The sequence below is a fragment of the Sinorhizobium saheli genome, assembly GCF_001651875.1.
In the GTDB taxonomy this organism is placed as follows: Bacteria; Pseudomonadota; Alphaproteobacteria; order Rhizobiales; family Rhizobiaceae; genus Sinorhizobium; species Sinorhizobium saheli.
Genome location: NZ_LNQB01000076.1, coordinates 62,102 through 75,130, shown reverse-complemented (window position 1 = coordinate 75,130; position 13,029 = coordinate 62,102). Strand labels below are relative to the sequence as shown.

The window sequence follows — 13,029 nt, the reverse complement described above, 5'->3', positions numbered from 1 at the left end:
CGTTTGCGTTGATCCTGCTTTCTCGGGAAGGACCTGATGACGTCAAGAGAGAGGAGGAAACACATGCTGAAACTGCATCCGTCCATCGACAACGGCTTTCCGCCGGCCAGCCCCGACTTTCAGGGCGGCACGCTGAAATGCAAGTGTGCCACCAGCCCGGTGACCGTTGCGGTCGGCGCACAGACTGCGCACAACCATGCCTGCGGCTGCACCAAGTGCTGGAAGCCGGAGGGCGCCATCTTCTCGCAAGTCGCCGTCGTCGGCCGCGACAAGCTGAGCGTCACGTCGGGTTCGGAAAAGCTGCAGATCGTCGATCCGAGCGCGACGATCCAGCGTTACGCCTGCAAGGATTGCGGCACCCACATGTATGGCCGCATCGAGAACACCAAGCATCCCTTCTACGGCCTCGATTTCGTCCATACCGAACTGAGTGACGAGACCGGCTGGTCGCCGCCGGGCTTTGCCGCCTTCGTCTCGTCCGTCATCGAAAGCGGCGTCAACCCCGACAAGATGTCGGAGATACGGACACGGCTGACGGAACTCGGGCTGCCGCCCTATGACTGCCTGTCGCCGGCGCTGATGGATGCGATCGCCACGCATATCGCCAAGCAGTCCGGCGCCCTGCCGGCCTGACAAAGGGGCCGACGCCTCCTCCCTCGGACCCCGCCCGTTTGCCCCTTTCGAGGGGCTCTCCCAACGGGCGGGGTTTGATATTAGTGCCGCCGCTGCCGACCACCCGGCTGGGGGGCCGCTACTCGAAGCGGCCGCCGATGAGGCGGCTCCAATGTTCGCCCGCCAGGCCGTTGATGAAGCCCTGGGCGTGGCGGAAGGCGTCGACGAGTTCCGCGTCGCGGGAGTGGACGACGGTCGAGGCGGCGTGGACGAAGCCGATGCGGCGGCCCATCATCGCTTCGAGCAGGGCCGGCTGGGTGCGGCCGCGCAGCGCCGCGGCACCTTTCGCCGCGGCGTGATCGATCAGGCAATCGAGAACGGGACCGGCCTGTCCCGGCAGGGCGAGAAGCTGGAGCACCCGCGCCACGCCGCCGGCGCGAACGTGGTAGAGAAACGCGCCGACCGGCGCGCCGCTGCGCGTCTTCACCGCCGCGAAAACCGGCTCGCCGTATTCCGGCTTGTTTTCCGCGTCTTCAAGGAGATGGTCGAGCTGGCCCTCGGCCCAGGCCGGCTGGACGGTAAACTGCCTGGTCAGGGGCGCGAAGAGTGCGGCGAAGCCGTGCCTGTCGATGTCGGCGACCTGCAACGGCCCCGGTGTGGCAGCCGTTTCGGGAACGCCCGACCAGCGCAGTTCGCCGCGCCCCATCTTGCCGCGGTGGCGGCGGTCGAAGAGATGCGCCAGCGGAGCGAGCGCCCGGGCCGGGGCGAGCCGGCCTGCGACGAGATCGAGCGCGAAGGATGCGGGCCGGATGACGCGGACCCAGTCGAGACTGTATTGCGGCAGCACGATGCCGCGCAGCCGCGTCCACATCTGCGTCGAGACCTCGCTCGCCGTCTCGCTGAAGGAGAGATCCTGCGGGCCGGCAAGAAAGGCCTTCAGGAGCCTGGCGCCGGCCAACGGGTCGCTCTCGCGTCCATCGACCATCAGCGAACCGCAGATGGCGGCGCGCAAGCGCCTGCCCTTATAGGTCATCGGCAACGCGCACGCGCCGACGAAGCCGGAGATGCGGCCGTGGTCGTCGACATGCACAAGCGAGCCGATTTCCGGGTCGGAGCCGGGCGCCTCGATATAGAGCCGCCGCAGGTAATCGACGAGCGCTGCCGGCGGCGCCTGATCACGGTTGCGGAAGATTTTCTGGAAGAGACCGGCGACGGCCGGGATATCAGCGGCCGCGAGCGGACGGATGTCGCTCATCGCGCCGGTGCCTCGTCCTCGGACCTGCCTGCCGGCGGCATAGTCTCGGCCCGCCTCCGCGCGAGCGCGACGCGGGGCCTGCCCGCCGCGTCCTCGGCAAAGCTCACGGCTTCATAGGCCTTCGTCCGCGCGAGAAGGGCGGCGGCCTGGCGGTCCTGGCCCTCGCCGAATTCGAAGAGCAGCCAGCCGCCCGGTTTGAGGAAGGCGATCGCGTCGCGGATCAGCCGCTGATGGATGGATATGCCGTAGGGGCCGCCGTCGAAGGCTTCGCGCGGCTCGCTCGCGAGCAGGTGGGCGCTGTCGCCCTCGAGACGGGACGTCGAAATATAGGGCGGGTTGCAGACGATCATGTCGGCTGCGCCCTCGAGGCTCTCTCCGTCGAGCGCCGCGAAAAGATCACCCTGGCGTATGGTGACCCGCTCCCGGAGCCCGAGCCGCTCGACATTGCGGCGGGCGAGCGCGACGGTGCTGTCGGTAAGGTCCGCCCCCCAGACCCGCGCCTGCGGCACGTCTGCCGCGATCCCGAGCGCGAGGTTGCCGGAGCCGCAGCACATGTCGATCACCGTTGCCGGCCCGGCGCGGTCGCCGAGGATCGCGACGGCACGGCGGCCGAGAAGCTCCGTCTCTTCCCGCGGCACGAGCACATCGGGGGCAAGTTCGAGCTCGATGCCCATGAATCGAGCGAGCCGCGGCGCGAGGCCCGCGTCGCCGTGAGGATGATTGTCGCCCTTGAGCACGAACGCTCCCTCGTTGTCGCACGGTTTATCGGATTGCGGCGCACCCTAGACCATCCAGGTAAACGGAAGCTGAAATGCAGGCGGCGCGCGTGTTAACCGGGCGATCATTTCTGCGTGTTAGTTTGCGCCGCAATCGGCGGAGGCCGCGAGCCCGTCCGGGTTCAAGGGGCGAATTGTCAAGGCAGATCGAATGGCTTCGGAAGGTGTGAGCGAACCGCGCGGATACAAGCCGTTCCTGCCGATGGTCATGTCCTATGTCGCTTCCGGCGGCAGCCTCGTCCTGAGCTCCGCAGCGCAGCTGCTCACCTTTGCGATCCTCGCTCGCTTTCTCGGCGTCGATGAGTTCAGCGTCTTCGTCGCGGTCACCGCGGTGGCCAGCATAGCGGTTCACCTCTGCGGACTTGGCGCCATGGAATGCCTCGTGCGCCGCGTTGCCCGCGACCGGGCGATCTATCCCGAGATGCTCGGCCACAACATCCTGCTGACGGCGGCAAGCGGGCTGGCGCTGGTGCTTGCCGGCGTGGTGCTCCTGCCCTTCTTCTTCGTCCTCTCGGCGGATACGCTCACCAACGTCGCGGCGATCGCCCTGATGCTGGTCACCAACATCGTCCTCGTCCGCATCATCGTTCTCGTCGAGCAGATATTCATCGCCCATTCCGACTTCGCCAACGCGAACAAGGTCGTCGTGGGTTTCGCCGTGGCACGGACGATTGCCGCGGCACTCGCATGCCTCGTCTTCAACGTCTCGACCGTGGCGTCCTGGGCCGTATGGCAGTTCGTCTGCCATGTGCTCGTGGCGCTCGCCTGCATCCGTGCAATCAGCGGCTTGGGCAAGCCCCGCTATTCCATCGTGCGTGAAGAACTGCCGCAGGGCCTCTATTTCAGCATTCCGTTCATCCTGCGCGCCCTCCGGCAGAATGCCGACCTGCTCGTGCTCAGCCTCGTCGCGACGGCCGAGATCGTCTCGAGCTACAGCGTCGCCCGGCGGATGCTCGAGAGCAGCTTCCTCTCGGTCGAGGCCCTCAACCGGCTGATCTATCCGGGTTCCGCCAGGATCACCGCGGCGGGCCTGCACCATGCGCTGCAAAGGGTCTTGCGGGTCCTTGCTGCCGCAACCGGCATCGGCCTTGCGGCGGCGCTTGCGGTTTTCCTGCTGGCGCCGGTGCTGCCTTATCTCTTCGGCCACGACTATGTCTCTCTCGTCGCTTTCGTGAAGGACCTCTGCTGGGTCGTCGTGCCGCTCGCCATCTGGTCGGTGGCGGTGGAGGCGCTGGGCGCCTCTGGCTACCACGCCGAGCGCGCCGCGGTGATGGGCCTTGGAAGCGTCGTCGGGGCCGGCCTTGCCGCCTGGGCGAGCTGGTATGCCCCGCCCGTCGGCACCTTCGTCTCCTTCTATGTCATCGAGATCGCCATGGTGGCCGCCGCATGGGGCGTGTTCCTGCGTCTCGTCAAGCGCGATCGGGCACGGGCCGCACTGGCGTTTCAACCGGGCGTCGCGCATGGCGGTTGAAGTGCGCAAGGTCGCGCCCTATCCGGCAGCCAGCAGCGATCGACCACGCCGCTCGGGCGCGCGGGCGATGGCACGGGCGGACATCCCGGCGGTCGCAAGGCTGTTCAACAGGGCCTTCCGGCGACGGGAAAGCCAGCCCGGGGACGAGCTCGTCCGCTATCTGGAAGCCGTATTCCTCGGCAGCCCCGGTTATGCTCCGGAACACGGCAGCGTCGTGCATGAGAACGATACCGGCGGTATTGACAGCGCCATGCTGTCGTTGCCGATGGAATTCACCTTCCGCGACCGCCGCATCGTCGGGCGACTCCTCTGCGCCTTCATGGTCGACGGCAAGACGGGCGCGGCCGGTGCGGCGCGCCTCGCCCGCAGCCTGCGCGCGACGCGCCAGGAGCTGTGCTTTTCCGACAACGCCTCCCCGGTGAGCGCGGACCACTGCGTCGCAGGCGGCGGCATCGTGCTCCCGGTCCAGAGCCTCGAATGGCAGCGCTTCTTTCGGCCATTCGCCGGCGCCGCCATTGTCGCGGGCGGGCGGTTCCCGCTGCTGCGCTCGCGCCTTCTGGCGGCCGCGTTACGGCCGCTCGACCGCCTGCTGCGCCGGTGGAGCCCATCGGTCATGCCCGCCCGGGCGCCGGGATGCCGGACGCGGACGGCGAGCCTCGATGAATTCCTGGGCTGCGCCGGGCCGATGCTTCAACGCTTCTCGCTGCGCCCGGCCTGGTCGAAGCGTGAGTTCGACTGGCTCGTCGGCGTCGCGTCGCTGAACAGAAGCCTTGGCGCGCTGCAATGCAGGAAGGTGGAGGAGGATGGTCGGACGATCGGCGCCTTCCTTTTCTTCGGTCGGCCGAACCATATGGCCACCGTGCTCAACGTGCTCTGCGAGGAAGGACGCGAATTCGACGTCATAGCCGAGATGTTCGCGCATCTCGACGGGGAAGGATACGCCGCCGCGGTCGGCATGGCGCAACCGTTCCTGATGAACGCGATCTCGCGCCAGCGATGGCTTTCCTTCCGGCATCGGGGCTATTTCTGCTTCATCACCCGCCATGCCGACCTCAGGCAGGCCGCGGAGCGCAACGACATCTATGTCGGCGGCCTCGCGTCGGAAAGCTGGAGCAGGCTGCTTACAGACTTTTTCTAGGGGCGATGATCCCAAGGATTGATGACGACGACACCGATGTCAGTGAAATCGGCGACATTGCGGGTCGCCAATGTGGCTCCGCGCGAAAGCGCAATGGCGGCAATCTGTGCGTCGAACTGGCTGATGGGGCGACCGATCTTCCGACGCCGAGCGGCAATAAAGCCGTAGGCATCTGCCGCCTCGCTGTCGAGGGGGCCAGCAGTTCCGAAAGAACGCTGGTTCGAAAACGATCACGCAGAGAAATCCGGCACATCCCGGGTTGCTTCACGGGGTGGCAGCTCAAGCGTGACGCCCCCCAGTGGCGCGATGCGCGCGCGCATCGCCGCAGCGAGATTGCTCGGCCGTACTTCGTCAGTTGAAAGGGCGGCGCGCAGGATGTCCCGTGCTTCATCCTCCATAGAGCGCCCATGCGCGGCAGCGCGAATACGCAGACGTTGCTTCAGCCCGTCATCGAGATTGCGAATCGTCATACTGGCCATGGCGATCTCCATTCATCATTGATTGCAATTTAGCATTGATTGCACGGCTACAAGAGGGTTCGACACCGGGTAAGAGCTCGCCTACGGCTTTTATCAAAGGTTACCGCCGGTCCGCCCGGCTTAACCGAATCTTCACCCTGCAACCCTAAATCTACGCGAAACAAGCGGCTGACGCAGGGCAGCGCTCTTTGGTGGCTCCAGGGGGCGCGTGGGGAAATACGGATGTATCGGCGGAGCGAGCCCGAGGAGCAGGGATTACGCCTTGAGAGACGTTTCGAGCGGCTCCGTTCGGCCGGCTCGCTGCTTGATCTTGTCTCCATCGTGGAGGAAGAGGCAGAAACCGTCCCCAGAGCATTTCGCAGTCAGGTGGAATCACCCGACGTCGCACAAATGCGGCAACAACAAACAGATAGAGAGGTGGCACGAACGCATGTGAGCGCATCCCGCTCCAGGCCGGCGCCGGCCGGCGGCGATGGAAACACGACACCTGGGGAAAATACCGTCGGCCGGGAAGCGCTGGTTCCGCCAATCGCTGAGGCTCCCGAAAGGAAGCCTTTCGCCGTCGGTGAGTTCTTCCCGCGGCTTCACCTCATAGGCCGGATCGGTCTCGACGATATCATCGGCTGGCTGCACGACGGGATCCGCACCATCGTTTTGGCCCTCGTGCTCTGCGTTGCCGCCGCTTTCGCCTATGCCGTGACCGCGACGCCGCGCTATACCGTCCATACCGACCTCGTCGTCGATCCATCCAACCTCAACGTCGTCAGCGATGACGTCTTTACCACCAACCCGCAGCGCGACGCGCAACTGCTAGAAGTGGAAAGCAAGCTCAGGATACTCACATCGCGCAACGTGCTAAAGCGCGTCATCGACAAGCTGCGGCTCACCGAGGATCCGGAATTCGTCAAACCGTCGCCGCTCGCGTCGCTGATGGCGCTCCTGTCGTCGGGAGACGGCAAGGCGGACAAGGAACTGGCGGCCTTGCGCGCCTTGTCCGAAAGGGTCGAGGCACGCCGGGAGGAACGCTCCTTCGTGGTCGTCCTGCAGATATGGAGCGAGACGCCGGAGAAGGCCGTCACGCTCTCTGATGCGCTCGTCGAAGCCTTCGAGGCGGAACTCTTCCAATCGGCCGCCGAGAGCGCCGGCCGCGTCGCCCAGAACCTCAACGCCGGTCTCGACGCATTGCGGCTGAGCGTCACCGAAGCCGAGCAGAAGGTCGAGGAGTTCCGGCGCGCCAACGGCCTGCAATCGGCCAATGGCGAACTCGTCAGCAACCAGCTTTCAAGCGAGCTCAACACCCAGGTTCTCGACGCCCAGCAACGCTTCATCCAGGCGCAGACGCGCTACAGGCAGATGAGCGCCGCCATCCAGCAGGGCCAGACGACCAGCGCCTCGGTCTTCGAATCCGCCAACATGACGAACCTGCGCCAGCAGTACAATGCGCTGCAGCAGCAGATAGGCTCGATGCAGCGCATCTACGGCGAAAGGCATCCGCGCCTCGCATCCGCCCGCTCGGAGCGGGCGACGCTGGAGGCCGCCATCAAGGACGAGGCCCGGCGCATCGCCGATCGCGCCAAGGCCGATTTCGACCGGGAGCGTGCGGCGCTCGACACGCTGCGGGCCAAGGCCGACGCCGAGAAATCGAACGTCTTCACCGACAACGAGGCGCTGGTCCATCTGCGCGACCTGGAGCGCGACGCCCGCACCAAGGCGACGATCTACGAAACGCACCTGGCGCGCGCCCGGCAGATCACCGAGCGCCAGCAGATCGACACGACCAATGTCCGCGTCATTTCCCGTGCAGTGCCGCCCAATTCAAGGAGCTGGCCGCCCCGCACGGTGGTGCTGCTGATCGGCGGCGCCGTCCTCGGGCTGATGACGGGCATTGCCGTGGCGCTCGCGCTCGGCCTGTGGAGATTTGTTCGCGGCAATAGGCCCGTGGCGGCATAGCGGGAGCTCATGGCGATGAGCAGCACCGCCTACATGGACGCGAGTGAGCCGGATGCCATGAGGCGCCGCGTCGGCTCCTTCCTGTTCATGGCGGTCTTCCTGTTCCTGTGGGTGTCGATCGATCCCTATGTCGATCTGACGGGCGAGGCGGTGCTCGACCCCTCCGCCGGCAATTCCAGCCGGTTGAACCAGATTTTCGCACTCCTGCTGTCGGCCGGACTGCTCGGCTACGGCCTCATGCATCCGATGCGGGGCATGATCCTGCAGCCGCGCGCGCTGCTCGCCGTGCTCTATTCCTGGTTCCTCATGGTCTCGCTGATCTCCGCCCATCCGATGCTCGGCATCAAGGGCGTGGTCCTTTCGGTGATGATGACGGTGAATGCCAGCATCTATCTGTTGCTTCCCGCTTCGGAGCGCCATTTCGCCAGGATGCTCGGCCTCGGCACGCTTATCATGCTCGCCTTCGCCTATTACGGCATCCTCTTCAAGCCGACGCTCGCCATCCATCAGGCCTCGGAGCTGCGCGAGCCGATGAATGCGGGCCTGTGGCGCGGCCATTTTCCGCACAAGAACAGCGCGGCGTCGGCGATGGTGCTCGCCGCCTTTTTCGGCCTCTTCGTCATGAACAGCTGGTCGCGCGTCGCGGGCCTCGCGATCTTCGTGCTGTCGTTCCTCTTCCTGGTCAATACCGGCGGCAAGACTTCGACGGCGATGCTTCCCGCCATCCTGCTGCTCGGCTGGCTCTTCGAAAAGATGCGGCCGCTGCGGGCCGTGATCGTCATCGGCGGCGTCGGCCTCTTCAATCTTCTCGCCGTGGGCTCCGCGGTCTTCAGGTCGTTCGGCGAGTTCATCAGCGGGCTCGGCATCGACGCGACCTTCACGAACCGCTCCGATATCTGGCGCTTCGCCTTCTCCGCGCTCTCCGAGCGGCCGCTGACGGGCTACGGTTTCAGGGCGTTCTGGCAGACGGAGGAACTCGTCTACAGCGGCGGCTCGGTGGAGACCTGGGCCGTCGCCGCTGCCAACGGCCACAATTCCTATCTGGACATCGCCCTGGCGGCCGGATTTCCGGGGCTCTTGCTCGCGCTGCCCTGGCTTATCCTGCTGCCGCTTCGCGACATCGCGCGCATTCCCGCCGATCGCCAGCAGGCGCCTCTCACGCGGCTGTTCATCCGCATCTGGCTCTACACGATTTTCCACGCCGGCCTGGAGACCCTTTTCTTCGAAGGCGGAAGTTTCATCTGGTTCACATTCGTGTTCGCCCTCTATGGGCTCCACCTGCAATCGACCGCCCTGTTGGCGGAGGGTATCGTCCCGGCAAGAAGGAAGCGTGTCGCCCATGCTTGATGAAGGAAGGATCGGCTCGCTCGTCGACAGGCTGGCGAACAGGGTGATCTGGAGGCTCGCACCGCAGCGGCGCCGATTGGAAACGGGCGTTCCGCTCGTCTCCTTCACTTTCGACGACGTACCCGACAGCGCCCTGCAGGCGGGAGCGACGATCCTGGAGAAACACGGCGCCCGCGGCACCTTTTATATCGCCGGCGGGCTCGCCGGCCGGGTCGAGCCGGAGCGGACGCTGATCACGCCGGAAGGCTGTCGCGAACTCGTGGCCCGCGGACACGAGATCGGCTGCCATACCTACGCGCATCACAGGCTTCGCAGCATCGCGGGCCTGGCCGCGGACCTCGATCGCAACGCGGCGTACCTGAAGAGCGTCGGCGTCGCCGCGACGAATTTCGCCTTTCCCTACAATGCTGCCTGGCCGCTCTCGCGCGCCGAGCTTCGCCGCCGCTATCGGACCTGCCGGGCAGGGGGCGAGGCGATCAACCGCGGGACCGTCGACCCGCTGATGCTCAAGGCTGTCGAGATCCGCCAGCCGGAGCGACATGCCGTGGCGCTGACCCGATGGATAGACGAGGTGCTGGAGCGGCCCGGCTGGCTCATCTTCTTTACCCATGACATCGCCCCGCAGCCGACGCCCTATGGCTGCACGCCGGAAACTTTCGACCATCTCGTCCGCCATGCCGTCGAAAAGGGCTGTCACGTGCTGCCCGTCGAGCAGGCCCTGGACCGGCTCGAATGGTAGGGGGAGGGCGATGACGATGCCCGGGACCCCAAGGCGGCTGCTGGCGATCAACAACTACTTCTATCGCCGCGGCGGCGCCGAGGCGGTTTTCTTCGATCACATGAGCATGTTCGGCGAGACCGGCTGGGATGTCGTGCCCTTTGCCATGCGGCACGACATGAACGAGCCCTCGCCCTGGTCGGACTATTTCGTTTCCGAGATCGAATATGGCCGGCGCACCGGCCCCTTGCGGAAGTTCCAACAAGCCGCGAGCGTCATCTATTCCGTCGAGGCCCAGCGCAATATCGGCCGCCTCATCGAGCGCGCGCGCCCGTCGATCGCCCACGCCCACAACGTCTACCATCACCTCTCGCCGGCGATCTTTTCCACCTTGAAGTCCGCCGGCATCCCCGTGGCGATGACAGTCCACGATCTGAAGCTTGCCTGCCCCTCCTACAAGATGCTCCGCGACGGGCGGGTCTGCGAGGACTGCCGGGGCGGCAAGGTCTACAATGTGCTTCGCCACCGCTGCATCAAGGGGTCCGTTCCCTTGAGCGCCGTCGTTCTCGTGGAAACGATGCTGCATCGGCTGCTCGGGCTCTATCGCGGCAAGGTGGACCGGCTGGTCGTTCCGAGCCGGTTCTACCTGGAGAAGCTCGCCGAATGGGGCTGGCCGCGCGACAAGATGGTGAACATCCCCAATTTCGTCGACGTCACCGCCTTCAGGAGCGACTGGCAGGAGGGCGACTACTTCGTCTTTGCAGGGCGCCTCGCCCCGGAAAAGGGGCTTGCCACATTGATCCGCGCCGCAGCTCTCTCGAAGCAGCGGCTGATCCTTGCCGGCACCGGCCCCGAGGAGCGGCCCCTTCGGGAACTGGCAGCCGGGCTTCGGGCCGACGTCACCTTCGCAGGCTATCTTTCCGGCGAGAGCCTTCACCGGCTGATCGGCGAGTCCCGCGCGCTGGTGTTGCCGTCGGAATGGTACGAGAACGCGCCGATCAGCGTCCTCGAAACCTACGCGCTCCAGCGCCCGGTCATCGGTGCGGCGATCGGCGGCATTCCGGAGATGGTGAGGGAAGGGGAAACGGGCATGCTCGCCCGTTCCGGCGCCGTCGAGGAACTCGCCAGTGCCCTCGGCGCCATGGCCGCACTCACGCCCGCCGCCCGCGCACGCATGGGGGCCGCCGGCCGCGCGTGGATCGCAAGCGAGTTCTCCGCCGCCGCCTACCGAGAGAGGACGCTCGATCTCTATGCATCGCTGGGTGTCGCCTGAGACGCGCCGCGGTGCGCGAAAGGCAAGCGACGCGGCCCTCCTGAACCGCTGCGGCTTCATTTGCCAGCCGGGCCGAGCGAGCCAAATCTTCACCAAACGTGTTTCTCGGCCGGTTGCACGTGCTGTTTCCGGCCAATCTCCTAAAAATTTAGCGAACTTCTTACGGCGGCCGAAAGTGCTCTGCCCGTAAAAGCTGCCCAAAGGGAACTCCCGGGGCAAAACAACCATGAGTAGCCAGTCTGCAGTCTCGCGAGATCACGGCGCGCAACAGCCGGGGGTCTCGGCGAATACCGGCCATGCGGCGGCCGGCGCCGAACGTCTTGCCGGGAAGCTTCTCGCCGTCCCGGCGAACGCAACGACGGCCTTCCTGGAGGAGACGCCGGCAGCGACCGTCGTGTCGCCGGAATTCGCCGGTCGTCCCTCGTCCTTCCCCGTCGCGGCGGGGCGCCGGCGCGTGATGATGCTGGGCCTGCGCGGGATCCCGAACGTCCAGGGCGGTGTCGAGAAGCATGTCGAGATGCTTGCATCGAGGCTCGCGGCGCTTGGCTGGAGCGTCGAAATCATCGGCCGGCAGCGCTACCTGCCGCAACCCTCATCCTATTCCTGGAACGGCATCCGCGTATTCCCGCTCTGGGCGCCGCGCCTGATGGCCCTCGAAGCGATCGTCCATACCTTCCTTGGCGTCTGCGTCGCCGCCTGGCGCCGGCCCGATGTCCTGCATATCCACGCCATCGGCCCGGCGCTTCTCGTGCCGCTTGCCCGGCTTCTGCGCCTGAAGGTCGTCGTCACCCACCACGGCTATGATTACGACCGGCAGAAATGGGGCGCCTTCGCCAGGCGAATGCTGCGGCTCGGCGAAGAGGTCGGCATGCGGCTTGCCAACGGCCGCATCGCGATCTCCGGCGAGATCGTTGACACCATGAGCGAGCGCTATCGCGTCCCGGTGGCCCTCGTGCCGAACGGCGTTGCCGTTTCGGCGGCGCGCGGCGAAACCGGCATCCTCGGCGAATTCGGGCTGACGCGCCGCCGCTATGTCCTTCTTGCGGCTCGTCTGGTGCCGGAGAAGCGGCAGGCGGACCTTATCCGGGCATTCGCGAAACTCGGCGATACTGGCTTCCATCTCGTCCTCGCCGGCGGCGCGGAGTTCGAGACGCCCTACGCCCTCGAGGTGAGGGCGCTGGCGCAAAGCGTTCCGGGCGTCGTGCTCACCGGGTTCCAGTCGGGCGACCGCCTGGCGGAGCTCTTCGCCAATGCGGCGCTCTTCGTGCTTCCCTCGAGCCACGAGGGCATGCCGATCGCGCTTTTGGAAGCGATGGCCTACGGCCTTCCGGTCCTCGCAAGCGACATCGTCGCCAATCGCGGGCTTGGCCTGCCCGAGGACGACTATTTTCCGCTCGGAGACATCGAGGCGCTCGCGGCGGCGATCGCCGGCAAGCTCGCAAATCCGCCCGGTCGCGAGCAGGTGCTTACGCAGATCGAGAAGGTCGAGGCGGCCTATAGCTGGTCGGGCGTCGCGCTGAAGACGCTCGCCGTCTATGGCGAGGTCACCGGCGTGACGAAGAAAGACGGGCGATCATGAATGTAAGGCTTGCCGCATCCGTTCTCGCCTGGCTTCTCCTTGGCGTCATCGCCTATTCGACGCTATCGCCGCTCTCCATGCGTCCGCATATCGGGAGCTGGGTGCAGGTCGAAAGGTTCGGCGCGTTCGGACTGCTCGGCCTGCTGTTTGCAATCGCTCACCCGCGACGCGCCGGCTCAGCCCTCGCGGTCGTGCTGGCGGCGGCGGTCGGGCTCGAATTGATGCAGATGTTTTCCGCCGACCGCCATGCGCGGCTGATCGACCTCTCAGTCAAAATGGCCGGCGCCGGCTGCGGCGCCGGCGCCGGTTGGCTCTTCACCCGTTGCTGGCCGCGCATCCGCATTGCCGGCGCGCCGGTAAACGAAAACGCAAATTATCGCGGGTAGAAACATCGGTGCCTGGCGCCTGCGCTGCCACGCCTCGCCGATCCG

The 13,029-nt window shown here is 66.1% G+C and carries 12 protein-coding genes and 1 pseudogene; 9 read left to right on the top strand and 4 right to left on the bottom strand.

Annotated elements, in window-relative coordinates; all coding sequences use genetic code 11:
* Window positions 1-63 precede the first annotated feature (63 nt).
* Window positions 64-633 carry an S-(hydroxymethyl)glutathione synthase gene (gfa, locus tag ATB98_RS17525; protein WP_066875770.1) on the top strand — a complete coding sequence of 190 codons (570 nt, stop codon included), beginning with the start codon at window positions 64-66 and terminating at the stop codon, window positions 631-633.
* 118 nt (window positions 634-751) lie between these two features.
* Here gfa and ATB98_RS17520 read toward each other — a convergent pair whose 3' ends face one another.
* The gene (locus tag ATB98_RS17520; protein ID WP_066875769.1) at window positions 752-1,867 is read right to left on the bottom strand and encodes a hypothetical protein; all 1,116 of its coding nucleotides are present in this window, start codon (window positions 1,865-1,867) and stop codon (window positions 752-754) included.
* A complete protein-coding gene (locus ATB98_RS17515; protein ID WP_066875768.1) occupies window positions 1,864-2,604 on the bottom strand; it encodes a N5-glutamine methyltransferase family protein in 741 nt (246 codons plus the stop codon). Before ATB98_RS17515 ends, ATB98_RS17520 begins: the two co-directional genes overlap by 4 nt.
* A 190-nt stretch (window positions 2,605-2,794) precedes the next feature.
* Between ATB98_RS17515 and ATB98_RS17510 the strand changes: the two genes are divergently transcribed.
* Entirely contained in the window at window positions 2,795-4,114 is a 1,320-nt protein-coding gene (locus ATB98_RS17510) for a lipopolysaccharide biosynthesis protein (RefSeq protein ID WP_066875767.1), read from the top strand.
* Window positions 4,104-5,252 (top strand): hypothetical protein, encoded by a 1,149-nt coding sequence (locus ATB98_RS17505; RefSeq protein ID WP_066875766.1) that lies wholly within the window; start codon window positions 4,104-4,106, stop codon window positions 5,250-5,252. Before ATB98_RS17510 ends, ATB98_RS17505 begins: the two co-directional genes overlap by 11 nt.
* On the opposite strand, the pseudogene ATB98_RS30030 reads toward ATB98_RS17505, so the two are convergent.
* Both ATB98_RS30030 and ATB98_RS17500 read right to left on the bottom strand, forming a co-directional pair.
* A pseudogene (locus tag ATB98_RS30030) lies at window positions 5,249-5,446 on the bottom strand (type II toxin-antitoxin system VapC family toxin); the annotation flags it as partial. The gene ATB98_RS17505 and the pseudogene ATB98_RS30030 overlap by 4 nt on opposite strands.
* Window positions 5,447-5,482: 36 nt before the next feature.
* Window positions 5,483-5,731 carry a FitA-like ribbon-helix-helix domain-containing protein gene (locus ATB98_RS17500; RefSeq protein WP_066875765.1) on the bottom strand — a complete coding sequence of 83 codons (249 nt, stop codon included), beginning with the start codon at window positions 5,729-5,731 and terminating at the stop codon, window positions 5,483-5,485.
* Window positions 5,732-5,953: 222 nt separating this feature from the next.
* Between ATB98_RS17500 and ATB98_RS17495 the strand changes: the two genes are divergently transcribed.
* The 6 genes from ATB98_RS17495 to ATB98_RS17470 all read left to right on the top strand — a co-directional run bounded on the left by ATB98_RS17495 (window position 5,954) and on the right by ATB98_RS17470 (window position 12,984).
* A complete protein-coding gene (locus ATB98_RS17495; protein WP_407695294.1) occupies window positions 5,954-7,681 on the top strand; it encodes a GumC family protein in 1,728 nt (575 codons plus the stop codon).
* Window positions 7,682-7,696: 15 nt separating this feature from the next.
* Complete coding sequence (locus ATB98_RS17490; RefSeq protein ID WP_066875866.1) at window positions 7,697-9,028, top strand: O-antigen ligase family protein; 1,332 nt, start codon at window positions 7,697-7,699, stop codon at window positions 9,026-9,028.
* Window positions 9,021-9,767, top strand: coding sequence for a polysaccharide deacetylase family protein (locus ATB98_RS17485; RefSeq protein ID WP_066875764.1), 747 nt, complete (start codon window positions 9,021-9,023; stop codon window positions 9,765-9,767). Before ATB98_RS17490 ends, ATB98_RS17485 begins: the two co-directional genes overlap by 8 nt.
* Before the next feature lie 16 nt (window positions 9,768-9,783).
* Window positions 9,784-11,019 (top strand): glycosyltransferase family 4 protein, encoded by a 1,236-nt coding sequence (locus tag ATB98_RS17480; RefSeq protein WP_066875865.1) that lies wholly within the window; start codon window positions 9,784-9,786, stop codon window positions 11,017-11,019.
* A gap of 457 nt (window positions 11,020-11,476) precedes the next feature.
* Complete coding sequence (locus ATB98_RS17475) at window positions 11,477-12,598, top strand: glycosyltransferase family 4 protein (protein ID WP_234781935.1); 1,122 nt, start codon at window positions 11,477-11,479, stop codon at window positions 12,596-12,598.
* Entirely contained in the window at window positions 12,595-12,984 is a 390-nt protein-coding gene (locus ATB98_RS17470; RefSeq protein WP_066875763.1) for a VanZ family protein, read from the top strand. Before ATB98_RS17475 ends, ATB98_RS17470 begins: the two co-directional genes overlap by 4 nt.
* The last annotated feature ends 45 nt before the right edge of the window (window positions 12,985-13,029 follow it).